The following is a 23,522-nucleotide window of genomic DNA, read 5'->3' on the forward strand; positions in this document are numbered from 1 at the left end:
ACTATTTATTACTGAAAAATCAGCACTGAATCGCTATCTTGCTAAGCTAACCTGTACCTATGACGGATAAGTATTCATCGCGTGGCTCTAAATTTAGCGGACAGGACTTTCCTAGCCGCAGACAACGCCGCAAACATGAAAAAGAGCAGTTACAAGCCAGAGCACAAGCAAACGCTCAGCGAACCGCTGCACCCTTGAACCCTGCTAAATATGCCCGAGACGTAAAACCGCTAAAATCGTCCTCAAAAGTCAGTAGCTCAAACGGCTCAAAAAATCGACAAGGTATGTCCCCCTCAAAACTAGAACCAGCAGGAAAACCCAAAAAAATAGCTGTCAGTACAAAACCTGCTAACAGTCAGCATTCTAAAAACCTGAAAAAATCATCAAACCCAGCAAAGGCTCAAAATCAAGACACGAGCAAGCCAAGAAAGAAAGCCAGCAAAAATAACCGTCCCCCTAAACGCAGTCGCGTCCTAACTTGGACGAAACGAATCATTGGGATACTTACCGGGTTAGTTTTAGTGGCAATTATCGCCGGATGTATAACTTTCTTAATTGCCTATTATCGCCTGGAAATACCAGAGGCTCAAAAGTTTGCTCACGCCCAGGTAACTACGGTTTATTGGGGTAACACTGATAAAATGATGGGAAAGTTTGCCGAACGAAATCGCACCATCGTTGATACCAAGACTTTTAAAAACTCCTATATTCAAGATGCGGTAGTAGCCAGCGAAGACCGTACTTTCTACGAAAACAGCGGGATTGATATTAAGGGGATAGTCCGTGCCTTTTGGAATAACGTCAGAGGACGACCTACACAGGGAGCTTCCACCCTTACGCAGCAATATGTAGAAAACTATTACACCGGAAAAAATGTTGGTTATACCGGGAAATTTAAAGAAACAATTTTAGCTTTGAAGATAAATCGGCAGGTTTCTAAAGAAAAAATCCTCAATGACTACCTAAATACAATCTATTTTGGACGCGGTGCATACGGGATTGAAGCTGCTGCAAACGCTTATTTCGGTAAGGACGCCAAGGATTTAGACCTATCAGAGTCGGCAATGTTGGCGGGAATAATTCCAGCCCCGAACTCATGGGATCCACTTGTCAATCCTGACAAGGCAAAACAACGTTGGCAACGGGTATTAAACCTAATGGCTGCCGATAACATGATTAAGGAAGAAGAAAAGGCTAGCGCCACTTTTCCCAAAGTAATAGAGAAGAAACCACAGGCCACCTACTTTAAAGGAACTACCGGTTACCTGTTACAGCACGTACGACAAGAATTAGTCAAACAAATTGGCTATACCGAGGACGAAATAGATCGCGCTGGAATCAAAATTTATACCACCATTGATCCTAAAAAACAGAAAATGCTAGAAGATGCTATCGGGGCTCTTCCAGATAAACGACCAGAGGGATTGCGGGTGGCCGCCAGTTCTGTAGACACTGCAACTGGCGCGATTTTAGCTGAATATGGCGGTTCTGACTATCAAAAAGTTCAGCGAAATGCCGTTACCCAGGATGTGGCGCAAGCCGGATCAACATTTAAACCCTTCGCCCTATTAGCCGCCCTAGAAAAAGGGCACAAGTTAAGCGAACAACTTGATGGTTCTGGACCGATGAAAGTCAATGATGCTTGGGTCGGTAACTATGGCGGTGCCTCCTATGGAAAAGTAGATTTGATAAGGGCAACTAAGCTTTCAATAAATACCGCTTATGTCAGACTCAATAGTGAGATTGGGATGGAAGCAACCAGGCAGGTAGCAATTTCTGCCGGATATTCGAAAGACACCGTAGGGCTGGATAAAAACTCTATCGTGGGGGTTTTGGGAACAAGTTCTCCACACAATTATGAGATTGCCGAGGCATACACTACTTTCGCTACCGGAGGGGTGCGCAGACCTGCGCACATAATTGCCAAAATTACTGATTCAGCTGGCAATATCCTCTATGAAGCTGAAACTCAAGGCACCAGACAATTTGAAGAAGAAAACATCTCTGAGCTAACCAAGGCCTTAGCGGCAGTAACCGAAAGCGGTGGAACAGGTGCTACTGCCGGAAAACTAGGACGACCGGTAGCTGCAAAAACTGGTTCTTCAAATGATAACCGTTCGGCACAATTTGTGGGGTATGTTCCGCAAATGGTCACTGCGGTCTCTATGTATCAGGTGGGTAAGGACGGTTCCGAACAATCGATTACCCCATTCGGGGGAGTCAGAGAAGTAACCGGGGGAACCTGGCCAGCAAAAATATGGTTGGCATATATGAAAGATGCTGTAAAAGATTTACCTGAGCAACCACTATTTTCTGTTGAAAACGGAAAACAAAGAGTTAAACCCAGACCCAAAAAAACTCCCTATCAGACAGCAGAAGTTCCCTCTCCTCCGCCACCGCAAACTATAGAAACGCCACTCAAAGTGCCCTCTAGTAGCGTGAGCGAAAATCCGCCTGCGCCCTCTGAGGAACCAAGCACGAGTCCTAGCCCATAGAGAGCTGGGAAAGAAAATAGCTAGGACATATAAAAGCTACCTACCTAATAGAGCGCGGTAGTGGCGAAAAAGAGCATTTACTAACAAAGTTAAGAAATAGCTAGAAAAACTGCCTTAACTTCGTTATTCTGTAACGTGACTTTCGGGTCAAATGCATATGCCCTCCTGCCGCGGAAGGACCGTGGCCGTTAGACCAAAGGAGGTGGGTTAAGATGCGCAAATACGAGATGATGGTGATCCTGAATCCCGAAATCGACGAACGCACAGTAGCCCCGGCGTTAGAAAAGCTACTAAACGTAGTTTCTACAAACGGGGGAAGTGTGGATTCGACCGATATTTGGGGCAAACGTCGCCTTGCATATCAGATTGAAAAGCATTCCGAAGGGATTTATGCGGTTATTGATATGACCACTACCCCGCAGATTGCTGAAGAGCTAACCAGGCAGCTATCGCTAAACGAATCAGTTTTACGTACCAAGCTGCTGCGGCGGGATTAATTTTCGCGGAGAGGAACGAAAATGGCTGGAGAAACCCAGATAACGGTTGTTGGTAATCTGACTGCCGATCCGGAACTGCGCTACACTGCGCAGTCGGTTCCAGTGGCCTCATTTACCGTGGCCTCCACTCCCAGAACCTATAATCGCGCGTCCGGACAGTGGGAAGATGGTACCGCCATGTTTCTGCGTTGTTCCGCTTGGCGGGAAATGGCTGAAAATATCGCTGAATCTTTAACTAAAGGTATGCGGGTGATGGTTCACGGTCGCCTGCAACAACGCAATTGGGAACGTGATGGACAAAATCGTTCCTCAATAGAGATTCAAGTTGATGAAATCGGTCCGTCTTTACGCTACGCGCAAGCTCAAGTTACCCGGATTCCTCGTTCAGGCGGTGGATTTAATCAGGGTGGACAGAGCGGATATGGGCAAGCTTCTCCAGCTGGCAGTTTCAATCAGGACATGAATCAGAATCTGGGAACGGGTTCTATGGATATGGCACAGCCTGAGGCAGCCGGGGTTGATAACCCGTGGGCTACCCCTGTTACCGATGATAACGGCGACAATCAAGCGCCACCGTTTTAAATATTTCAGGATTAGACCTACAAAGTAGGTCGCACCATTAAGGAGTAAATATGGCGAAGAAAGTTCTTCGCGTTAAGCCGATAAAGAAAAAGGCTAACCCGTTACGGAATATGCCGGTTGATAAAATCGACTATAAAGATACCCCTTTCCTCAGGAAATTTATTTCTGATCGGGGAAAGATTCGCTCCCGGCGAGTAACCGGAGTTAGTGTTCAGCAACAGCGCGCCATCGCTAAAGCAGTAAAGAATGCCCGCGAAATGGCGTTGCTTCCCTATACAAGTTCTGGTCGCTGATAGGAGGGATTATAGTCATGGCAACAGCCAAAGTAATTTTAAATATGGATGTACCGGGGCTGGGTTCCTCCGGTGACGTAGTAACTGTAGCGCGTGGTTATGCCCGTAACTATCTGGTACCTCGGAAAATGGCTCACCCTTGGACTAAGGGTGCTCAAAAGCAGATAGACGAAATGCTTCGGGCACGTAGGCGTCGGGAAATTTCGAATGTAGAGGACGCCCGCGCAGTTCGGGACGCAATCGAAGCTCACGATACCGTGGTAGTTTCCAAGCGAGCCGGTCATTCCGGTCGCCTGTTTGGAGCCGTATCCACCCAGGATGTGGTGGCTGCGGTTAAAGAACAGATTGGGCAAACTATTGATCGGCGCAAAGTCATTATTGAAAAGCCGATTAAAGCAGTCGGTAAATATCAAATACAAATCAATTTGCATGAAGATATTAGCGCCAAACTGTTTTTGAACGTTGAGGGATCAAAGTAAGTGGAAATCGCTTAATAACTGATATCACTTAGCATTAGGCGGGTGAGCCAGGTGAAAATCTGGTTCACCCGCCTTTTTGTAAAATAGTACCTGTTCTATACTCACATCCAAGCATCAGTACGGATACGTAGCCAAAGGGAAAGTGCCCTTCCTCCGATAAAGACCAGTCCATAAATAGCCCAAATCCCTACCAGAGAAATGACTCCTGCCGGAAGTAAACGAACCAACAAAATACTCGGTAAATACAGAATAAAAACAACACCCATGGATAGCGCTAAATATTTACTATCATCGGCTCCAATCAGATAACCGTCATAAATATAGGTAAGTGCCGCTAAAGGTTGAAATAAACCGACAGTAACCAGACCAGCAGTGGTGATAGCTAAAACCCTACTATCAGAAGTAAAAAGTTGCGGTAACAAGGGAGAAGTCAAAATAAATAACCCTCCAATTACGCCTCCCAAGCCTAGCGCCCACCCATTCAACTTTTTAATCAAAGTCCGAATCTGACGCTGGTCGCCCTCACCAAGCGCCCTCGCTAAAAGAGATTGCGCTGCAATCGCTAAAGCATCCAGCCCAAAAGCCCCCAAAGTCCAGATAGTTTTTAGAATCTGGTAGCCCGCTAAAGTGACAGCTCCAAAAGCGGCTGCCTGCCAAGTGGTGACTACGATAGCGGCTTGCAGAAATAGCGAACGAAATACCAGTGGCATCCCGTGCAGACCAGAATGCAAAATCAGCTTAAAACTAGGGCGCGCCGACACTCCCTCTAAATGCAGCTTTTTTACTATCACCATCCCCAGCCAACCTGTCATGATGAACTGACTAATCGCGGTGCCCGCCCCGGCACCGGCTATTCCTAGACCGCAAGGAAATATCAAGATAGTGGAAATAGGTACGTTAATCAGCGCGCCAGTGGTGGTGACAACTAGGGGAGTTCGAGTATCGAGAAGGGCGCGGAAAACGCCATTAGCAGCTAAAACTGAAAGCATAGCAACTAGACCGGGCGCGGAAACTAAAAGATAGGTGCGAGCGAAACCTAAAACTTCTTCTTGCCCCTTAAAAACGCTAACAATTGGGGATGCGAAAACTATCAAGATGAGTGCCAGTATCGTTCCTAATGCAGCTCCTAGCCATATTCCCTGAATGCCTTTTCTAAGCCCCTCCTGGCTTTTACCAGCACCAATGGCGTGACCGGTGACCGCAGTGGTGGTGTAAGCCAAGAAAACACTCATCCCAACTATCAGGTTTAACACGGTTGAGCCGATAGCCAGTCCAGCCAATTCAAAAGTTCCTAGATGACCAATCAAAATAGAATCAGCCATAGTTAGTAGAGGTTCTGCAATCAGTGATCCTAGGGCGGGTAGCGCCAGCTGGAGAATACGGCGATTTATACTGTTTCCCACTTTATCCACTAATCTAGCCTCCAGTTTCTATCCACAATTTGTGAATAACCCTGTTAGTAGTTTCCCAGTTTGTAAGTTGTTTATAAACTCTGCATCATTTACTGCCCACAATAACTTAGCTAGTTTCCACAGGTTTTTAACAGTTTATCCACCCTAATTTGCAAGTTTTTAACAAGTTAATTTCTAAAGCTAGTAGCGGTATATGAAAGAATTAAAGAGTTTCAAATTCCTAATAGGAGGAATCAGGAGGTATCGGTGACAGAATTTGATCGCACCCCTCCCCAAGACATTGTCGCTGAACAATCAGTTTTGGGAGCTATGATGCTCTCTAAAGATGCTATCGCTGACGTGACGATGATTATTAGAGGGGAGGACTACTATAGACCGGTTCACCAAACCATCCATGAAGTTATCCTGAGCCTTTTTGGACGCGGCGAACCTGTAGATGCTGTCACTGTAGCTGGCGAACTTAAACGTCACGGCGACCTAGAGAGAATCGGAGGCGCCCCCTATCTACATCAACTTATCTCCGGGGTTCCCACCGCGGCGAACGCTGGATTTTATGCTCGGATTGTCCGCGAGAGGGCGCAGCTGCGATCCTTGGTACAAGCGGGAACTCGGGTCGTTCAGCTTGGATACGCTGATGATGGCGGAGATGTTGATGAGCTTATCAATCAGGCGCAAAGCGAAATCTATGCGGTCAGTGAGCGTGGAAATGCCGAAGACTATCGCCAAATTGGTGATTTTTTAGATGAGACCGTTAAAGAACTGCAAGAACTGGAGAAAAACGGGGGAATGGCTTCCGGTATTCCCACCGGTTTTTACCAGCTAGATAATCTCACTCACGGTCTACATCCGGGGCAATTGGTGATTGTAGCTGCGCGTCCGGCTATGGGTAAATCAACTTTAGCTCTCGACTTTTGCAGAAATGCTGCTATCCATAACCAAATGACCGCGGTGATTTTCAGTCTAGAAATGGATGGGGTAGAAATTTCGCGACGCATGATTTCGGCAGAATCTGGGGTGTCCATGTCCCGGATGAGCTCTGGTGATTTAGAGGACGCTGACTGGACTAAAATAGCGCAGGTACTATCAAGGTGTTCCCAAGCACCCCTATATATTGACGATTCCCCTAATATGACCATGCCGGAAATTCGTTCAAAATGTAGGCGACTTAAACAACAAAACGATCTAAAGCTGGTAGTAGTCGATTACCTTCAGCTAATGAGTTCCGGGAAAAGGGTCGAATCCCGCCAACAAGAAGTTGCCGAGTTTTCCCGCTCTCTAAAACTACTGGCTAAAGAACTCGATATTCCGGTGGTGGCAGTTGCCCAGCTAAACCGTGGCCCTGAACAGCGAATTGAACATAAACCAATGCTTGCTGACCTGCGTGAATCTGGTTCACTGGAGCAGGATGCGGATGTGGTTATGCTGCTAAATCGCCCCGAGGTCTATAACCAAGAAGATCGCCCCGGCGAGGCAGATGTAATCGTTGCCAAGCATCGTAACGGCCCTACCGCCACTATCCCCTTAACCTTCCTAGGACGCCTGTCTAAGTTTGGTAATCCTGCCCGCGAATAACTTGATCTGGTAGGGGTAGCATCAGATTCAGTAACTGTCACCGTAAACGGTGAAGTAAAAGCTAGTGAGCCTTCCCCGCGTCCTCTTTAAGATGCAGTGATTCTTGGTCGTGATTGCTGTTTCCCGGCAGAGGTAGGCGTGAATGTAAAGATTTAAGCCATTTTGGAGCCCACCAATTTGCTTGTCCGCAAATCATCATGACTGCGGGAACTAGCCCCATACGTACCAGGGTAGCATCTAGGGCGACTGCGACCGCCAAAGTGAAACCAATCTGTTTAATAGCTTGAATACCTCCGGTAGTAAAACCTAGGAATACGACCAGCAGAATTAAAGCTGCGGAAGTAATCGTAGAAGCCGAATGGGTAAGTCCCTCTCGAACCGCGCGTTTATTATCACCAGTTTCATCCCAGATTTCTTTAACCCGAGAAACAAGGAACATTTCATAATCCATTGACAAGCCAAAACCGAAACAGAACACGATTGCTACTACATAAGATTCCACTGCTCCCAGGGAAGTGAACCCGAGAAACTTTTCCCCATGTCCATATTGAAAAACCCAAACCGCTATCCCTAAGGACGACATTAACGAAACCGTGTTTAACACCAAGGCTTGCAGGGGAAGCAATAGCGCTCCGGTCATTAGGAACAACATTAAATAGGTGGTGAGGGCGACGGTAATAAAAACATAGGGAGCATATTCAAATAGGGCTTGCTGGAAATCTGTTTGCAGCGCAGCCTCGCCGGTAACCGAGGTTTCAAACGGAGCCGGTAAATCTCTTATCGCTCGCATAACCCGTTTAACGTCGGCGGCAAAAGCATCTTTTTCTTTAGTATAAATATCGACAGAAGCATAACGCTGACCAGCAATATTCAACTCTTCCGCGGGACGGATTCGCTCAACATGAGAAAGTGGTTTCACTTTCGTGTCCGCCCAATCTTGCAGATGAACAGAATCAGTTTTCGCTACCACCCGAATTTGCGGGTTAGCAGAATCCGGGAACCGTTCCCACATATCCCATAACGCCCCAATTTGAGGTATCGAACGAGGCATAGATTCTACTGCGGATGAACGCATCTGCATATGGTAAAGCGGAATCGACATCACCACTAAAACTGTGGTTACCGCTACCAAAACCGGCCAGGGGCGGCGGGTAACGAAAGTCGATACCGAGCGGAAAAGTGGGGAAGGGTCGTCCTCTGAACGTTTATTTTGGTGACGTAAAATATGCTGACGAAACCAGTTCACCCAGTTAGCGATATTCGAGGGCGAAGCAAGAGCCGGTCCGAAAAGCATCATTAGTGCTGGTAGTAGCGTCATATTAGCGAGCATTGCCAAAAGAGTGACTGCCACTCCGCCAATGCCCATTAACCGCAATAGGGGGAGCGGAAATATGCAAAGCCCCAAAATTGCCATAGAGACGATGAGGGCGGAAAAGAAAACTGTTGCCCCCGCAGTATCCATGGTTTTATCTAAAGCTTGCATATAGGGTTCACGAGCTTTTAAAAGCTCTACCCGGTAGCGTCTACGTGAAAGGAGCGGGCTGATGCCATTGCCACCGGGATGCGAACCAATCAATAGTTGAACTGGGCGCGGATAAAAAATAAAAGTGTCTCCCTGCCCATAAACACCGCGTTTATGCAGTTCCAGGCGGTAGCGAGACACTATTAGTAGACCGTAGTCAATCGAAAGCCCCAGCCCCAAGAAAGAAACAATGTTCACCACGAAAGATTCCACAGTTACCAGATAGGTAAGCAGTAAAATCAACATCAAGGTAATCCCGATAGCTGCTCCCGCACCGATTAGTGGCATTAAAGCCGCGAACATCCCCCCAAAAACTATCGCCATGATAATCAGTGAAATCGGAATCGAGATTCCTTCCCCGCGAATCATATCCGCTTTAACTTGCCCATTGGCGGCTTCTTGTAGACCGATATTATCTACGATATTCACGCTGACATCGAGTGAAGAAGTTGCGAAATAGTCAGGTAAGCTATCTAAAATCTCGGCAACTTGCTTGCGAGCGCTGGAATCAACCTGACCGTATCCCTGCGCTTCTAGCTGCACGTTTATTAGAAAAGTCGTTTCGTCATTAGCAATCATCTGCCTCAGTTCACTGCGGTTAATAGTGTCCCAAACTGGCGGCAGGTGTGCCTGGAATTCCTTTTTTACCTGAGCTTGCGCAATTTGTTTGGCTCTTTCGATTTGTGAACTGCTAGCTTGCCGAGCTTTCGCGGTTTCTTCAGCTTTTTCAAGCGCAATAGTCAATGCCTGGTTTAGGGCGCTGGTTTTGGCTTCCTCTGCTTTTTTGCCAGCAGGTAGCTGGGGGTCAAATGCGATAAATGGATCAAGAATTCCCTTAACTTTTTTGACTTTTATCAAGTCCGAATGGATTGGGCGCAGGGTTTTCGCTACTTGCTCAGCATTTTTTTGCAGGTCTTTAACTTTTACTACCGCGGTTAGGGGATAGGTATCTGCGTGTGCCTGCTCGTATAGCTTTTTGCCTATAGCTGATGGTGAGGACGGGTTTGAGGGTTGGGGGGTGACTAAACGTTCAAATAGGGGTTGGTCACCAAGACCGGAAAACACCGCAAGTAAAGAGATTGCTACTGAAAGCAGCCAGATAGTTACGACAAAGCCAGGGTGTTTTCCCCACCAAAAACGCTTTATCGCCTTCATAATTCAATTGTGATCCTTTGTTGGCTTTGGTGCAGCAGAATCGGGAGTAGATTTAAAACAAATGAGAACCAGGTTTTGTCCAAATTTTCCCTCCCTGTTTGGCAAGGAGATTATCGCAGTAGACGGGCGTTTCTAGCGAACTCGCGTGACTTGATGAGACCCAATTAGCTTTGCGCGTCCTCATCAGCTAAAAAATCCTCAAACCAGAGGGGGTGAGGTATTAGGAAATCATCTCCTGCCTGTTTTTGAATTTGCGTGAGCAGTTCATCGCTATCGGTGCCTAGCTGGTGTAATTGGGAAGCAACTTTAGCGCTGCCGGGAGCTATTTCCGCTGATTTCCAGTATTTTTGCCGTTCTTTCAAGGCTGCCTGATTGCAGTAAATAAGCAGTTCAGCAGCCTTTTCTAGGGAAGAGCTTGGTTTGGATTCTGGCAGGGATTTAAAGCGGGTTAAAGCCAGATTGTAGTTTACCTGGCAGCCCGCCAATACTGCCTGGGGTTCAGTCATTTTTGCTTCTAGAATGAACGGCATTTTCTTGCTAGCACGAGATAAATATATAGTGGCATTTTGCAGGTCGCCGGCGTTTAGATAGGTGGTTCCCAGGTTGTAGTTCACCAGCCACCTATCGGCTAGTAGACGGGAGTCGGCTTGGCGTAGACGCAAATCTTGCGCCAAGGAATGATTTCCCTGCCGGTCTGCACGTACCGCCTGTTGTTCTAGTGCCCAACTGTGGGTTTGTAGCCCCGAAACAACCAGCAGGCAGAGCACGGTTAAAGTCACGGGAACTATCCAAAACCGAGATCTGCGAGGAGGCTTGATTACCAAATCCTGACGAGTATTTAAAGCGTGGGCGTGGAGTTGGATGCGATAGCTAATCTGGGCGAGCACGGCCGTTAGCGTGGCAGTGTCGCTGGGAGAAACCTGGGCGCGTCCTCCCCTGGGAGTTTGTCCGGGGTAAGGCAGCCCCGAAACCAGGGCAGCCAGCTCTGGCCAGTCAGTAGCCAGTAGTTGTTGCGGGTGATAGTTACCCCAACCGGCGGTGCGGTAATACTGCTGAGAGAGATTTATTAGGATTTTTGCGAGGACGTGGCGTCGCTCCCTGAAATCAAGAACGCTATAGCAGGGGTCGGTGACTAGAATCAAAATACGCTGGCGGTAGGTTTCTAGGAGCTGGCGAAGGTTCTCTTGCCGGCGGGCATTAAAGGTTAAAATTGGTAGGCGCGAGGCGCTTTGGTAGAAAACAACTGTCCACACTATTAGCAGTACTGCCACTATAAGTAGCGCTAAAGAACCTATTAGTGCAATGACCGAGTGCTCCATCAAAGGCTGGATAGGTAAGCTCGGTAATGAGTCTAAGAGCGGCACTTTCCCATTCATTTAGCTGCCAGTAGGAGGTTGAGGAGGTGTAGACCGGGCACTTCCCCTTGGGTAGGAGTTGTAAGGAATCGTCATTTTGTCTCCCGGTGGGTATGGTAAATGCTTGTCTTGACTATATTTTTAGCTCCAGCTCGATTAAGTCTAGAATTATCAAAGAATTCAGGCAATATCTTTTCAAGCATAGATGCCGGTGACAGGGTTAATTATGATTATTTATTCCCGGATTGAAACCGTTAATGTGCAGGAAATATGGCTATTAGCTAGCTAATCTGATTTTAAAATACAGACTATTCAGGTAGTTACTTTTATCGCCAGACAGCAAAAACTAATTTTTGGTATTCCAGTAGTTCCTTCCCCTATTTGCCGCGGTTAATCTACAATTGCAACGGAGAAGTAATACAGGGAGGTATCACCATGACACAGCTTGAGCGCCCAATACCCAGTGACCATGAGCTGGAAGCGCTGCTTGCTGATACTCGCGCCCTGCTAGCTGAAAAAGCTCGCTGGGAAGATGGGCAGGTAAATCGAGATTTAGATGTGTTGATGCACAGAGTACGGGGAGTAAAACGAGGCAGCTATTCCCAGGTGTTAAGGGAGCGTGCTCAGTTGTGGAAACAGCGGAAATCTAAGGAAGCTATCGAAGGGAATAATCGGAGTGAGTCCCCTCAATCTGTTTCGGTTTTGCCTCCTTGGATAGGAGAAGAAGATTGCCCTGACCAGTTCGCCGACCAGTTAGCGCGTGTAGAAGCGCAAATCAGTCAGTCAGAATCCGCAAACCAGATTGGCAGTTATGAGGACGAGCCCAACGCAGATTAAATGATATAGGCGCAGTTAATCAGGTAATTCGCTTCGGATAGCAGTTTGTAATAGTCATTTAGGAGGAAAGCAAGGATGCTAGTGCTAACCCGCAGGCGCGGAGAAGAAATCGTCATCGGCGACGAGGTGGTAATAAAGGTAGTTGAATCCCATAAAGACTCAGTACGAGTCGGTATTAGCGCCCCTAGGAATTTATCTATTCGGCGTGGGGAGCTACTGGATGAGGAAGCGAGGACGCGACTCGGTTTGCAAGGTCCTGGGCCAGAGACTAAAAAGCAAGAAACGGGTAAATAGGCTTTCTTAGGGAGTCGATACCGGGATACCATCCTAGTAGCCGGACTTAAAATGCGTCCTAGGTGGGACGCCGAGTACGCTAATAACAAGTTATCCGCTTCAAAATATGGATAAAAATGTGTTGGTATTTGAAAAGCCAAAACTATAAGGAGTAACTGTGCGAATTGGAGTTCCCAAAGAGCCCACGCCAGACCAAACCTTGGTCGCCGCCACTCCGGATACGGTAAAAAAACTCATCAAACTAGGATATGAAGTCCTGGTCGAGCAGGGAGCGGGCGAAAAGGCCGCCTACCTGGATGAGCAGTATTCGCAAGCCGGAGCGCAAATCGTGGACACTCAGGCCGCCTGGCAGGCCGATATTGTCACCGTCTTAGATACGCCCCCCACCGACTACCTGAATCTGGTTAAACCCGGAGCGCTCCTAATCGCCCGGATGGCGCCAGGTCGCCATCCCGAGACCGTAGATGCCCTGGTAGAGCGAGGTATCACCGGATTTGCGATGGATACGGTTCCTAGAATCTCTCGGGCGCAGTCCATGGATGTGCTCTCCTCAATGTCGAATGTGTCTGGCTATCGCGCCGTTATCGAGGCCGCAGAAAGTTTCGGTCGCCTCTTTACCGGTCAGGTGACTGCCGCCGGAAAAATCCCGCCCGCCAAGGTCTATGTGATCGGTGTCGGGGTAGCCGGTCTCGCTGCTATTGGCACCGCCAACTCGATGGGAGCCCAGGTTAGCGCCACGGACGTGCGCAGTGAAACTGCCGAGCAAGCAGAATCGGTAGGGGCAAAGTTTGTTCCCATCCCGATTGCGCAAGAAAAATCCGATGATGGTTACGCCAAAGAAATGAGTGCGGATCAAGCGGACGCTGCCACCAAGCTCTACACCGAGCAGGCAGCTGCAAATGACATCGTGATTACCACCGCGAATATTCCCGGTCGCCGCTCGCCGCTGCTAATCACCAAAGAGGCAGTAGCGGATATGGCTCCCGGTTCAGTCATCGTGGATATGGCCGCAGCTGGCGGCGGTAACTGCGAACTGACCCGACCGGGCGAAAAAGTGGTTACCGAAAACGGGGTGACCATTATCGGCTATACCGACCTCGCAGGACGCTTGCCTGGACAATCATCACAGCTGTACGGACAAAATATTGTTAATCTCTTCAAGCTGATTACTCCGGAAAAAGATGGCAACTATGTCCTCAATATGGAAGACGAAGTAGTCCGCGGAATCACGGTTGCTAAAGATGGGGAAAATATGTTCCCCCCGCCTCCCATTCAAGTACATGCGAGCCCGGCTCCAAAGAAAACCGAATCGGTAGAGGACGCGGCAGCCGCCGCCCGCAAGCAAGCCGAAGAAAAAGCCTCTAAAAAGCGTAAACGCTTGCTGTGGGCAACGCTAGGAATCGTTTTAGCATTGACTCTGATTTCGGTCACCCCCAAACCTTTAATCCCTTACTATTTCATTTTGATGCTGGCGATTGTGGTTGGCTTCTATGTGATTACCTCGGTTACCCACTCGCTACACACCCCCTTAATGAGTGAAACCAACGCCATTTCCGGAATTATTTTGGTGGGCGCAATACTGCAGGTAGGTAGCGCTAATCCGCTAGTTTCCGTGCTTAGTTTTATCGCGATTCTAGTGGCTTCAATCAACATTTTTGGTGGTTTCTCAGTGACACACCGGATGCTTGCTATGTTCCGGGGGGAGGAGAAATAAGAAATGAGTAATACGTTATTTTCGCTAACCCCCACACTGATTGCCAGTGCCTCAAAAAGCGAATTTTGGATTAGCCGGGGACAAAATATTGCCTATCTGATTGCGGCGCTGCTGTTTATTCTGGCGCTCGCGGGTCTGTCAAAAAATGAGACCGCCCTGCGGGGTAACCGCTTCGGGGCTATTGGAATGTTTGTTGCGGTGGCAGCAACTATCGCGGTGGCACTATATAACGCAGGGGCTCCCGGTTATCAATCGACACTGGTAACTGCGCTGCTAATTGCAGTAGCGATGATTGCCGGCGCAATTATCGGTCTTTGGCGCGCCAAAACTATCCCCATGACCGGGATGCCGGAACTGGTAGCCATGCTGCACTCCTTTGTAGGCTTAGCGGCAGTGCTGGTTGGATACAACACTTTCATTCATATGCCCGGGGAATTCAAGAAGGCAGGTGTTGATGCAGCCACCGCGATTACGCCCGCCACCGTAGGGTTCCACCTAGGTGAAGTGGGAGTAGGAATCTTCATCGGTGCAGTCACCCTCACCGGCTCTATCATTGCCTACCTGAAACTGTCGGGGAAGATTAAGGGCGCTCCCCTGACTTTGCCGGGACGCAATTGGCTGAACGCTATCGCCATTATCGTATCCATAGTGCTCATCGGGGTGATGGTACGGGGCTCGCACTTTAGCGCTACCGCTATGACCTTGACCTGGATGCAGTGGGTAGCCATCATCGTGATGACCCTAATCGCCCTGGTATTGGGGCTGCACCTGGTGGCCGCGATCGGCGGTGGAGATATGCCAGTCGTGGTTTCGATGCTGAACTCTTATTCTGGTTGGGCTGCGGCCGCCGCGGGCTTCATGTTGGGTAACAATATGCTGATTATCGCGGGGGCTTTGGTGGGCTCTTCTGGTGCCTACCTGTCCTACATCATGTGCAAAGCCATGAACCGTTCGTTTGTTTCCGTGATTTTGGGTGGCTTCGGCTCTGACGGCGGACCGGCTAAGGGGGCAGATACCGATTACGGTGACTACACCGAAACCAGTGCGGCCGAGGTCGCGCAAGCGCTTAAAGATGCCTCTAACGTGATTATTACCCCTGGCTACGGGATGGCGCAGGCGCAAGCCCAATTCCCGGTAGCCGACCTGACCGCTAAGCTGCGCCAGGCAGGAGTAAATGTTCGTTTCGGGATTCACCCGGTAGCGGGACGAATGCCCGGACATATGAATGTGCTGCTGGCAGAAGCTAAAGTACCCTACGATGTGGTGCTAGAAATGGATGAGATTAACGACGACTTCCCCGATACTGACGTAGTTCTGGTGATTGGGGCAAACGACACCGTTAATCCCGATGCCACTAAACCGGGCAGCCCGATTGCGGGAATGCCGGTGCTGGAAGTGTGGAAAGCCCGCCAGGTAGTGGTGTTTAAGCGTTCAATGAATCCCGGTTATGCCGGGGTGCAAAATCCGCTGTTCTTTAACGACAACACCAATATGCTCTTTGGAGATGCGAAAGCTTCAGTAGAAGAAATCGTGCGCAACCTGTAAGCCCGTTTTTACCGGCAGCTTTAATAGCAATAACTTTGGGGGCGGGGTCGATAATGGTTTTCGACCCCGCCCCCATTTCCATGCCGCCTTTAGCTGACGGTGGTGTGGATAGCGTTAATGCTCGGGTTAATACCTTGAGGGTATTAACCCGAGCATTAACCTAGGTGAAAACCGGCAACCATCACGCTGTGCTCGAAGAATCCCCGGTTAGGAATGCGATTTCTTAGGTAGCAAAATATCCTTGCCTACCAGGTTAAAGACCAATTTATTGTCACGTATTTCAACCTTATTAAATTGCATCTGAGTAGGTAAATGGCGAATAGGGATTCTAATTGTGGGCAGCGACTGTGGCATTTTAAGACGAGCTTGTAACTGGCGTGGTAATTGAGTTTTAAGGGTCGTAGCTTTAATGATTAAGGAAAGCGGACTCCCATCCTTTGGGTCACTAAGCTCAACCTGTCCGTCTGCAAGAATCTCTTGACCCCATTTTTTAGCTGAAAAAACAATCTTTCCGTCCTGCAAACTGGTCTTTACCCCCGGAGCCTTAGCTGCCACTATTTTTTCTAATGCAGCTTGGGTTAGATTTGCCTGCGCCTTGATATGTCCTATTTTCTCGATATTTAACCGCCCGGTACTCAGCTGCAGATTGTTAATCTGGGCGTGAATATCTGTTAAAGGCATTGCCCCAGATTCGGTGGGAAAATCCCAACGCGGAATCTCAAGGTTTACTTCCCCAATGTTTCCGCCAATGACCGAGGTCAAGAAGGGGAGGTCAGCGATTTTAACATCAGAGTTCTCGGCGCCCCGCTTTTCTAAGACCTGAGCGCCCTCACTTTGAGCCCACCAGCAAGAAACCCGGTCGAGTGCACCTAATAACAGTGCCAGTACGCCTATTACAATTAATAATCGCTTTATGATTCGCACCAGTTAAGTATATAGAAAGACAGCTCCGCCCTCTCTTAGCTTCTTAAGTAATGTGGCTAGGAGAGGGCGGTGGCTAAAAGCTTAAAACCTGTCCTGAAGTTTTAGCTAGACAAACTGGGGGTTATTTATCTATTTCTTGCTGTAAAGGTCCAAGCAGTTCTCGCTTCGGGTTGGCTCCCAAAATACCTCGAGCTATCTCGCCCTGGTTGAAAATCATAAACATGGGGATAGAGTTAATGCCATATTTTGCTGCCAGTTCCGGGTTGTCATCAATATTTACCTTAACGACCTTCGCTTTATCGGCTACCTCAGCGGCAATCTCATCAACTACCGGTCCCATTTGGCGGCAAGGACCACACCAAGGTGCCCAAAAGTCAGCCAAAACCGGAACCTCAGATTTTAATACTTCCTGTTCAAAGGTATCTTCGGTTACATCTAGTGGTTTAGTCATTTTTTGTCCTCTCTTAATGGTTAAGAATCTGCGTTTAGTCGGCGAGGGAACGCTCGGCATCAAGGGCGGCTCTACACCCTGAACCGGCAGCGGTAATCGCTTGGCGGTAAGTGTGGTCTACGAGGTCACCACAGGCAAATACCCCTTTCAGGTTAGTGGCAGTTCCCGGCTCAGCAACTATAACGTATCCTGACGAATCGAGCTTTACCTGTCCTTTAAGAATTTGTGAGCGGGGATTGTGACCGATAGCAACAAATACTGCGGTAGCGTCCAGGTTACTGGTTGCGCCGTCCACAGTAGATTTTAAGGTAATAGATTCAACTTTGCTATCCCCGTTAATCTTCTCAACCTCGCTGTTCCATGCGAATTCAATCTTGGGATTAGCTTGGGCACGTTCGGACATAATTTTCGAGGCGCGTAGTTGGTCGCGGCGATGAATTACCGTAACTTTTTTCGCGAAATTAGTGAGGAATAGGGCTTCTTCCATTGCGGAATCCCCACCCCCAACTACTGCTAAATGTTGATCTTTGAAAAAGAAACCGTCACAGGTTGCGCAGTAAGATACCCCGCGTCCTGACAGTTCAGCTTCGCCCGGAACGTTAAGTTTGCGGTATTCAGAGCCCATAGCCAAAATAACGCGGCGTGCCGAATACTGCCCCTCGGAAGTGACTACTGTTTTCTGTGCTCCTTCAAGGGAAACTTCTAGGGCGTCCTCGTAAATAATCTCGCAGCCAAACCGTTCTACCTGGGAAAGCATATTGGCCATCAAATCAGGACCTTGAATCCCTTGCGGGAAACCGGGGAAATTTTCCACCTCGGTAGTGTTCATTAGGGCGCCACCGGCGGTTACTTCTCCCGCTATGAGGAGTGGTTTTAATCCGGCACGGGCAGTGTAAATGGCAGCCGTATAGCCGGCCGGTCCAGAACCGATAATAATAATGTCACGTACCGACATGAAGCCTCCCTAAGCCTTTGCGCAGCATTTATTTGAATACATCTTCGCAGCCAAAACGGGATGGGCGCAACTACTTAACGCAGTGAGCGAAACCTAGCCAATCTTTATGTTCCACGCCCTCAAAACTTCTTTACCCCATAATAAAATCCAGTTTGATAGCTTTCCCATATTGATAACGCGAGGTAGAAAGCTCATGAAATTGGTACTTTAACCTAGAGGAAGGTTAAAACGATTAACCTATAGGTGACGGCTTAAGACAAAGAGGCAATAGGGGATAGGCGGTTTCTAATGAGCCAATCTGCAGGTGAAATCCCAACTGAACAGGAAGCGGCGCTGGCGGAACAGGGAAAGAAAAAAGCAAAAGTAAATTTTCCGGTATTCCTAGGATCTTCAGCTGGGGTTCTATTAATTGCGCTCTGGGCTCTAATCTCACCTGATAGCGCGGCGAATGTATTGGGGGTGGCGGTCGGAGCCATCTCAAAATGGTTCGGCTGGTTCTATATTGGTCTGGCTGCCATAATCTTGATTTTCGTGTTTTTCCTTGGGTTTTCTCGCTATGGAGAAACCCGACTAGGACCTCCTAACTCGCGTCCAGAGTTCTCTACTTTCTCTTGGGCATCAATGCTATTTGCTGCCGGTATTGGTACCGATATCCTGTTTTTTTCAGTTGCCGGTCCGGTCAGCCAATATATGCACCCTCCTGTAGGTGAGGGGCAAACCATTGAGGCTGCCCGCGAGGCTACTGTTTGGACGCTTTTCCATTATGGAATCACCGGATGGGGGATGTATGCCCTTATGGGGATGGCTTTAGGATATTTTGCCTATCGCCGTAAAAAACCCTTATCGGTACGCTCAGCCCTATACACGATTTTTGGAGATAAACTGAACGGTCCTTTGGGGCATATCGTTGATGCTGCTGCAATACTAGGCACAATTTTTGGGGTAGCGACCACGCTGGGAATAGGGGTGGTGCAGTTAAATGTGGGATTGGAAATCCTTTTTGGCATCAAACAGGGTATTGGCGCGCAAATAGGGTTAGTGATTTTAGCAGTCGTGATGGCAACCATTTCGGCAACTACCGGAATCCATAAGGGTATTCGTTTCCTCAGCCAACTCAATGTGATACTCGCAATGTTCCTGGCTGGATGGGTTTTTTTCACTGGTAGAACCGATTTTCTCCTCAACGCTATTGTTATGAATATCGGGGATTTCATCTGGAGTTTCCCTCGCCGTTCCCTGGAAACTTTCGCCTATTCTGACGTTAATGCTTGGATGGCGGCTTGGACACTGTTCTTTTGGGCATGGTGGGTTGCTTGGGCATCCTTTGTGGGAATGTTTTTAGCGCGAATTTCCAGAGGACGCACCCTGCGGGAGTTCGTAGTAGGAACCATGCTGATTCCCTTTTCCTACGTCCTGATGTGGGTAGCTATTTTCGGTAACGCTGCAATCGACATGATTAGACAGGGAAATACCACTATCGGGGAAATTGCGTTAAAAACTCCTGAAATGGGATTTTATCTGTTACTAGACCAATGCCCGGCAGCGGTATTCATTATGGGGATAGCGACCTTTGTGGGCTTGCTATTCTATGTGACGTCCGCAGATTCTGGAGCCTTAGTAATGGCGAACCTGTCCTCATTCTTGCCGACCGTGCGCTGTGATGCTCCGGGATGGTTAAGAGTGTTCTGGGCAGCGGTAACTGGTCTATTAACTATTGGAATGCTATTAGTTGGGGGGATTCCGGCTTTACAAAATGCCACCATCATCATGGGACTACCCTTCTCTGTCGTCATGATTCTGGTGATGATTGGGTTGGCGAAAGCCCTCAAACAGGATAGGCGTGCTCGGCAGTTGCGAGCACATTCTGCCCGCAATATTTTAGCCGGAACTGGCTCTATAGCTGGCAGGTTGGAAACCAATTGGCGTGACCGGCTCAACAGAACTTTTGGACAGGTCACTCCGCTTGAAGCACAAGCATATTTGGATAGGGTAGCTGAACCGGCACTGCGGGACTTTGCTACCGAGCTAAATAAGCAGGGGATTCCCGCAAAGGTTATTCGTAAAGATGATGACCCTCTTGAACAGGTAGACACCCAGACCCGAATTTATGACCGGGTAAAACTGACGGCATTTAGCGGCCCTGACCAGTTTGTTTACCGAATATTGGCGGTTGATACTCCGGGTACTATTTATGCGGGTTCATCTTTGGATACTTCGCGTTCAACCCGTTTAGAGGTGCATCTACCTGACAACGATCAGGACTACGATGTTATGGGGTATTCTCGCAGCGCGATTATTCAAGATGCATTTGACCATTTTGACCGTTACCAGGATTATTGGCGGATAAATGATGCCTAAAACCTGCCGGAGAAAAGGCAGTGTCCTACTTTAAATAACCCAGGGTAGCGTTTTCTATTCTCTGGCAAGTTTTTCCGGTAAGCTGCAAGTATCGACAAGATGCAAGGTGATTCGTTTTAGCTAGGTTCAAAAGGTAACGTTGGTGAAGCTAATCATTCAATAAAGATATCTTGTAAGGTCGTGCCAGCATTTTAGAGAGGAAGAAATAATGACTATCCCGGTGTCACTACCTAGATTACCGGAGGCTATCTCCTGTTTTAACTCGGCTTCTTTAATTACTTTGCCCTATGGTGCGCATGTAGACGTTCATACTGTGGATCCGCTGATAGAGGACGGTCGCCTGGTAATAAAGAACGCAAAAGATTCGGCGTTACGAAATGGGGCAGCTAACCCTAACGTTACTTTGATTTGGCAAAGCCCCTACCCCCACGGTTGGAGCCTAATAGTTGAAGGTCAAGCTTGGGCAAACGGACCAGATTTAATGATAGAGTTCGAGTCCGGAATTCTAGACCGTCCCGCCTACCACAATGATGGTCCGCAGTGGGTTTGGCAAGACGGTACTCGACCCGTCCAATAGCTATCCAGCATTAACCGGCTGAAAAGAGCGCAGCCGCAGACTGTTTCCCACTACAAACAGAGAGGAACAAGCCATCGTCGCTCCGGCGAGCATCGGGTTTAACAATCCTACAGCTGCCAGAGGAATCGCAGCCACGTTATAGGCAAATGCCCAAAATAGGTTACTCTTAATGGTTTTTAGGGTGCGTCTAGAAAGCCTGATAGCGTCAATGGCCGCCAACAAATCTGATCGCATTAAAGTAATATCTGCTGCTTGAATAGCCACGTCAGTTCCGCTACCCATGGCGATTCCTAAATCTGCCTGTGCAATGGCGGCGGCATCATTAACTCCGTCTCCAATCATGGCTACCAAAGCGCCCTGTCTTTGCTTAGCGAATACCGCCTCAACTTTATCTTTTGGTTTCACTTGCGCGATAACTTCTGTAATTCCCAGTTTCTTGCCGACCTGGTGAGCTATCTCCTGCCCGTCACCGGTTAAAAGCACCGGTTTTAACCCCAGGTCTTTAAGTATCTCTACGGCTTGGGCACTGTTTTCTTTTAACCGATCAGCAAACCCAAAAACTGCCTTTACCTGCTTATCTACCGCCACCAAGATGGCGGTTTCACAGCGTCGGGAACACTCGTTAAGCACCGCCAACATCTGTGGCGCAATACCAACCCCGCGTTCCTCGATAAAACTGCGATTACCCGCCAATACCGCTTTACCCTCGACAGTTCCGCTGAGACCGCCTCCTGGATAGTTACGAAAATCGGCGGGTATCTGAGCGCTATTAAGGGTGATTCCTTTTTGTGAAGCCGCCCGAATAATTGCCTGGGAGATGGGGTGTTCGCTACCAGATTCAAGGATTGCGACCTGGTGTAAAACTGAGACCTCTTCCTCGGGAAAAATGCTCACCATTTCCATATTTCCGCCGGTAACAGTGCCAGTTTTATCAAGGATAACCGTATCTACTTGCCGGGTTGATTCCAGTATTTCGGCTCCCTTGATTAAGATTCCCAGTTCTGCTCCTCTGCCGGTACCTACCAGTAATGCGGTGGGGGTAGCCAAGCCGAGGGCGCAGGGACACGCAATGATTAACACTGCGACTGCGCAGGTAAAGGCGGTAACTGGGGTGGCAATTAGTAGCCAAATAACAAAAGTCAATAGTGAGATAGTGATTACTGCCGGAACGAAAATCGCAGATATGCGATCGGCGAGACGCTGAATCGGAGCTTTTCCTGACTGCGCCTGCTCAACTAGACGGGTAATTTGGGCGAGCTGAGTATTAGCACCTACTTCGGTGGCGCGAACTACGAGATGTCCATACGTGTTGATAGTAGCGCCGGTAACTCGATCGCCAATCCTCACTTCTACAGGCATTGATTCCCCGGTGAGTAGGGAGTTATCTACGGCGCTGATTCCAGATACTACTACCCCGTCAGTGGCAATCTTTTCCCCAGGTAAGGTGATAAACTCTTCGCCCTCTTTAAGCTCGTTAATCGGGATTTTAACCTGCCTGCCTTCGCGCACTGCGGTTACCTCCTTTACCCCCATTTTGGCGAGGGCGCGCAGCGCGTTACCGGAGCGAACTTTAGCCCGTTTTTCAAAATATCTTCCAGCCAGGATAAACACGGTTACCCCGGAACAGACTTCTAGGTAAATGTGGCTATTTGCCTCCTTTGGGTGGGCAATCAGTTGGAAATCGTGGGTCATTCCTCTCATGCCGGCGTCCCCTAGAAAAAGGGCGAAAAGTGACCAGATGAAAGCAGCTAAGGTTCCTAGCGAAATCAGGGTATCCATGGTGGTGACACCCCGTTTCATATTCAAGAATGCGGCGCGGTGGAATGGGTAGGCTCCCCATAGGGTTACCGGAGTGGCGAGAGCCAGAGATACCCACTGCCAATAATTGAACTGTAGTGGGGGAATCATAGCTAATAGAATTACGGGAGCAGCGAGTATAGCGCAGATAAGTAGGCGCTTGCGCAAAGCTGACAGTTCGCCCTCAATACCGTTGCTGTCCGGGTTATTCTCTGTATTTTCACTTTCGGTATCTGCGCGCTTTATAACCTGGTAACCAGCGTTTTCGACTGTTTTAATGAAGTCTTTAACGCCGAAATTTCCAGATTTTGTAATGGTGGCTTTTTCGGTGGCGTAATTTACGCTGGCGCTTACTCCCGGCATTTTATTGAGGTCTTTTTCAATATGTGCAGCACACGCTGCGCAACTCATTCCCCCGATTTTTAGTTCCAGGTTTTCTGAAATGCTTTCAATATCTGCCATAGGTTTCCTCTCACTTTCGCGCTCTATGCTACTAGGAGTTGCTTCTGATTTCGCCACAGGATTGCTGATGGGTGAAGAAACGAAAGTGAAGCCGGTGCTGCTGGGTTTTAGTTAATGGAGCCGCTAATCGGACTTGAACCGATGACCTACGCTTTACGAGAGCGTTGCTCTACCAACTGAGCTATAGCGGCAAAGTGCTTAAAGCACCGTGTCAGTCTATCTAGCCTTATGCCTGCTTTCCAAACT

The 23,522-nt window shown here is 48.5% G+C and carries 19 protein-coding genes and 1 tRNA gene; 12 read left to right on the forward strand and 8 right to left on the reverse strand.

The features are described 5' to 3' along the window. Nucleotides 1-59: 59 nt before the first annotated feature. From PG728_RS04290 to rplI, 5 genes are all read left to right on the forward strand, one after another. On the forward strand, nt 60-2,495 hold the full coding sequence (locus tag PG728_RS04290) for a transglycosylase domain-containing protein (protein WP_270626023.1): 2,436 nt from the start codon (nt 60-62) through the stop codon (nt 2,493-2,495). Nucleotides 2,496-2,707: 212 nt separating this feature from the next. Further along, a complete protein-coding gene (gene rpsF / locus PG728_RS04295) occupies nt 2,708-2,992 on the forward strand; it encodes a 30S ribosomal protein S6 (protein ID WP_072510466.1) in 285 nt (94 codons plus the stop codon). A 21-nt stretch (nt 2,993-3,013) separates the two neighbouring features. Continuing rightward, nucleotides 3,014-3,574, forward strand: a complete 561-nt coding sequence (locus tag PG728_RS04300) for a single-stranded DNA-binding protein (RefSeq protein ID WP_270626025.1) — start codon at nt 3,014-3,016, stop codon at nt 3,572-3,574. Nucleotides 3,575-3,624: 50 nt separating this feature from the next. Further along, nucleotides 3,625-3,867, forward strand: a complete 243-nt coding sequence (gene rpsR / locus PG728_RS04305; RefSeq protein ID WP_072510468.1) for a 30S ribosomal protein S18 — start codon at nt 3,625-3,627, stop codon at nt 3,865-3,867. A 17-nt stretch (nt 3,868-3,884) separates the two neighbouring features. Next, nucleotides 3,885-4,346, forward strand: a complete 462-nt coding sequence (gene rplI, locus PG728_RS04310) for a 50S ribosomal protein L9 (RefSeq protein ID WP_072510469.1) — start codon at nt 3,885-3,887, stop codon at nt 4,344-4,346. A gap of 101 nt (nt 4,347-4,447) precedes the next feature. Here rplI and PG728_RS04315 read toward each other — a convergent pair whose 3' ends face one another. After that, nucleotides 4,448-5,758, reverse strand: a complete 1,311-nt coding sequence (locus PG728_RS04315; RefSeq protein ID WP_072510470.1) for an MATE family efflux transporter — start codon at nt 5,756-5,758, stop codon at nt 4,448-4,450. A 246-nt stretch (nt 5,759-6,004) separates the two neighbouring features. On the opposite strand from PG728_RS04315, the gene dnaB reads away from it, so the two are divergent. After that, entirely contained in the window at nt 6,005-7,330 is a 1,326-nt protein-coding gene (gene dnaB, locus PG728_RS04320; protein ID WP_270626026.1) for a replicative DNA helicase, read from the forward strand. 61 nt (nt 7,331-7,391) lie between these two features. On the opposite strand, the gene PG728_RS04325 is transcribed toward dnaB, so the two are convergent. After that, the gene (locus PG728_RS04325) at nt 7,392-10,007 is read right to left on the reverse strand and encodes an MMPL family transporter (protein ID WP_270626027.1); all 2,616 of its coding nucleotides are present in this window, start codon (nt 10,005-10,007) and stop codon (nt 7,392-7,394) included. A gap of 164 nt (nt 10,008-10,171) precedes the next feature. Continuing rightward, a complete protein-coding gene (locus tag PG728_RS04330) occupies nt 10,172-11,383 on the reverse strand; it encodes a hypothetical protein (RefSeq protein WP_270626028.1) in 1,212 nt (403 codons plus the stop codon). Nucleotides 11,384-11,797: 414 nt separating this feature from the next. Between PG728_RS04330 and PG728_RS04335 the strand changes: the two genes are divergently transcribed. The 4 genes from PG728_RS04335 (at nt 11,798) to pntB (ending at nt 15,752) form a co-directional block, all read left to right on the forward strand. Continuing rightward, the gene (locus PG728_RS04335; RefSeq protein ID WP_270626029.1) at nt 11,798-12,199 is read left to right on the forward strand and encodes a hypothetical protein; all 402 of its coding nucleotides are present in this window, start codon (nt 11,798-11,800) and stop codon (nt 12,197-12,199) included. A gap of 75 nt (nt 12,200-12,274) precedes the next feature. Continuing rightward, on the forward strand, nt 12,275-12,493 hold the full coding sequence (locus tag PG728_RS04340; RefSeq protein WP_072510475.1) for a carbon storage regulator: 219 nt from the start codon (nt 12,275-12,277) through the stop codon (nt 12,491-12,493). A 157-nt stretch (nt 12,494-12,650) separates the two neighbouring features. Next, the gene (locus tag PG728_RS04345) at nt 12,651-14,207 is read left to right on the forward strand and encodes a Re/Si-specific NAD(P)(+) transhydrogenase subunit alpha (protein WP_270626030.1); all 1,557 of its coding nucleotides are present in this window, start codon (nt 12,651-12,653) and stop codon (nt 14,205-14,207) included. Between the two features lie 3 nt (nt 14,208-14,210). Then, complete coding sequence (pntB, locus tag PG728_RS04350; RefSeq protein ID WP_072510477.1) at nt 14,211-15,752, forward strand: Re/Si-specific NAD(P)(+) transhydrogenase subunit beta; 1,542 nt, start codon at nt 14,211-14,213, stop codon at nt 15,750-15,752. 207 nt (nt 15,753-15,959) lie between these two features. Here pntB and PG728_RS04355 read toward each other — a convergent pair whose 3' ends face one another. From PG728_RS04355 to trxB, 3 genes are all read right to left on the reverse strand, one after another. Further along, nucleotides 15,960-16,676, reverse strand: a complete 717-nt coding sequence (locus PG728_RS04355) for an LmeA family phospholipid-binding protein (RefSeq protein WP_072510478.1) — start codon at nt 16,674-16,676, stop codon at nt 15,960-15,962. A 121-nt stretch (nt 16,677-16,797) separates the two neighbouring features. Further along, a complete protein-coding gene (trxA, locus tag PG728_RS04360) occupies nt 16,798-17,127 on the reverse strand; it encodes a thioredoxin (RefSeq protein ID WP_072510479.1) in 330 nt (109 codons plus the stop codon). A gap of 34 nt (nt 17,128-17,161) precedes the next feature. Further along, nucleotides 17,162-18,082, reverse strand: a complete 921-nt coding sequence (gene trxB, locus PG728_RS04365) for a thioredoxin-disulfide reductase (protein ID WP_270626031.1) — start codon at nt 18,080-18,082, stop codon at nt 17,162-17,164. 288 nt (nt 18,083-18,370) lie between these two features. Here trxB and betT point away from each other — a divergent pair, with 288 nt between their 5' ends. Together betT and PG728_RS04375 are read left to right on the forward strand one after the other, a co-directional pair. Continuing rightward, nucleotides 18,371-20,440, forward strand: a complete 2,070-nt coding sequence (betT, locus tag PG728_RS04370) for a choline BCCT transporter BetT (RefSeq protein WP_079985946.1) — start codon at nt 18,371-18,373, stop codon at nt 20,438-20,440. 208 nt (nt 20,441-20,648) lie between these two features. Next, a complete protein-coding gene (locus PG728_RS04375; RefSeq protein WP_072510481.1) occupies nt 20,649-21,017 on the forward strand; it encodes a hypothetical protein in 369 nt (122 codons plus the stop codon). Here PG728_RS04375 and PG728_RS04380 read toward each other — a convergent pair whose 3' ends face one another. Next, nucleotides 21,018-23,276, reverse strand: a complete 2,259-nt coding sequence (locus PG728_RS04380) for a heavy metal translocating P-type ATPase (RefSeq protein WP_270626032.1) — start codon at nt 23,274-23,276, stop codon at nt 21,018-21,020. A gap of 115 nt (nt 23,277-23,391) precedes the next feature. Continuing rightward, nucleotides 23,392-23,467, reverse strand: a tRNA-Thr gene (locus PG728_RS04385). Between the last annotated feature and the right edge of the window lie 55 nt (nt 23,468-23,522).

Source organism: Varibaculum timonense, assembly GCF_027694345.1.
Taxonomy (GTDB): Bacteria; Actinomycetota; Actinomycetes; order Actinomycetales; family Actinomycetaceae; genus Varibaculum; species Varibaculum timonense_A.

Coding starts and splice junctions, on each gene's coding strand:
- PG728_RS04330 (WP_270626028.1), bottom strand. CDS start 11,383: ATGAATGGGAAAGTGCCGCTCTTAGACTCATTACCGAGCTTACCTATC.
- PG728_RS04380 (WP_270626032.1), bottom strand. CDS start 23,276: ATGGCAGATATTGAAAGCATTTCAGAAAACCTGGAACTAAAAATCGGG.
- trxA (WP_072510479.1), bottom strand. CDS start 17,127: ATGACTAAACCACTAGATGTAACCGAAGATACCTTTGAACAGGAAGTA.
- trxB (WP_270626031.1), bottom strand. CDS start 18,082: ATGTCGGTACGTGACATTATTATTATCGGTTCTGGACCGGCCGGCTAT.
- betT (WP_079985946.1), top strand. CDS start 18,371: ATGAGCCAATCTGCAGGTGAAATCCCAACTGAACAGGAAGCGGCGCTG.
- PG728_RS04340 (WP_072510475.1), top strand. CDS start 12,275: ATGCTAGTGCTAACCCGCAGGCGCGGAGAAGAAATCGTCATCGGCGAC.
- rplI (WP_072510469.1), top strand. CDS start 3,885: ATGGCAACAGCCAAAGTAATTTTAAATATGGATGTACCGGGGCTGGGT.
- rpsF (WP_072510466.1), top strand. CDS start 2,708: ATGCGCAAATACGAGATGATGGTGATCCTGAATCCCGAAATCGACGAA.
- pntB (WP_072510477.1), top strand. CDS start 14,211: ATGAGTAATACGTTATTTTCGCTAACCCCCACACTGATTGCCAGTGCC.
- PG728_RS04375 (WP_072510481.1), top strand. CDS start 20,649: ATGACTATCCCGGTGTCACTACCTAGATTACCGGAGGCTATCTCCTGT.
- rpsR (WP_072510468.1), top strand. CDS start 3,625: ATGGCGAAGAAAGTTCTTCGCGTTAAGCCGATAAAGAAAAAGGCTAAC.
- PG728_RS04300 (WP_270626025.1), top strand. CDS start 3,014: ATGGCTGGAGAAACCCAGATAACGGTTGTTGGTAATCTGACTGCCGAT.
- PG728_RS04290 (WP_270626023.1), top strand. CDS start 60: ATGACGGATAAGTATTCATCGCGTGGCTCTAAATTTAGCGGACAGGAC.
- PG728_RS04325 (WP_270626027.1), bottom strand. CDS start 10,007: ATGAAGGCGATAAAGCGTTTTTGGTGGGGAAAACACCCTGGCTTTGTC.
- PG728_RS04335 (WP_270626029.1), top strand. CDS start 11,798: ATGACACAGCTTGAGCGCCCAATACCCAGTGACCATGAGCTGGAAGCG.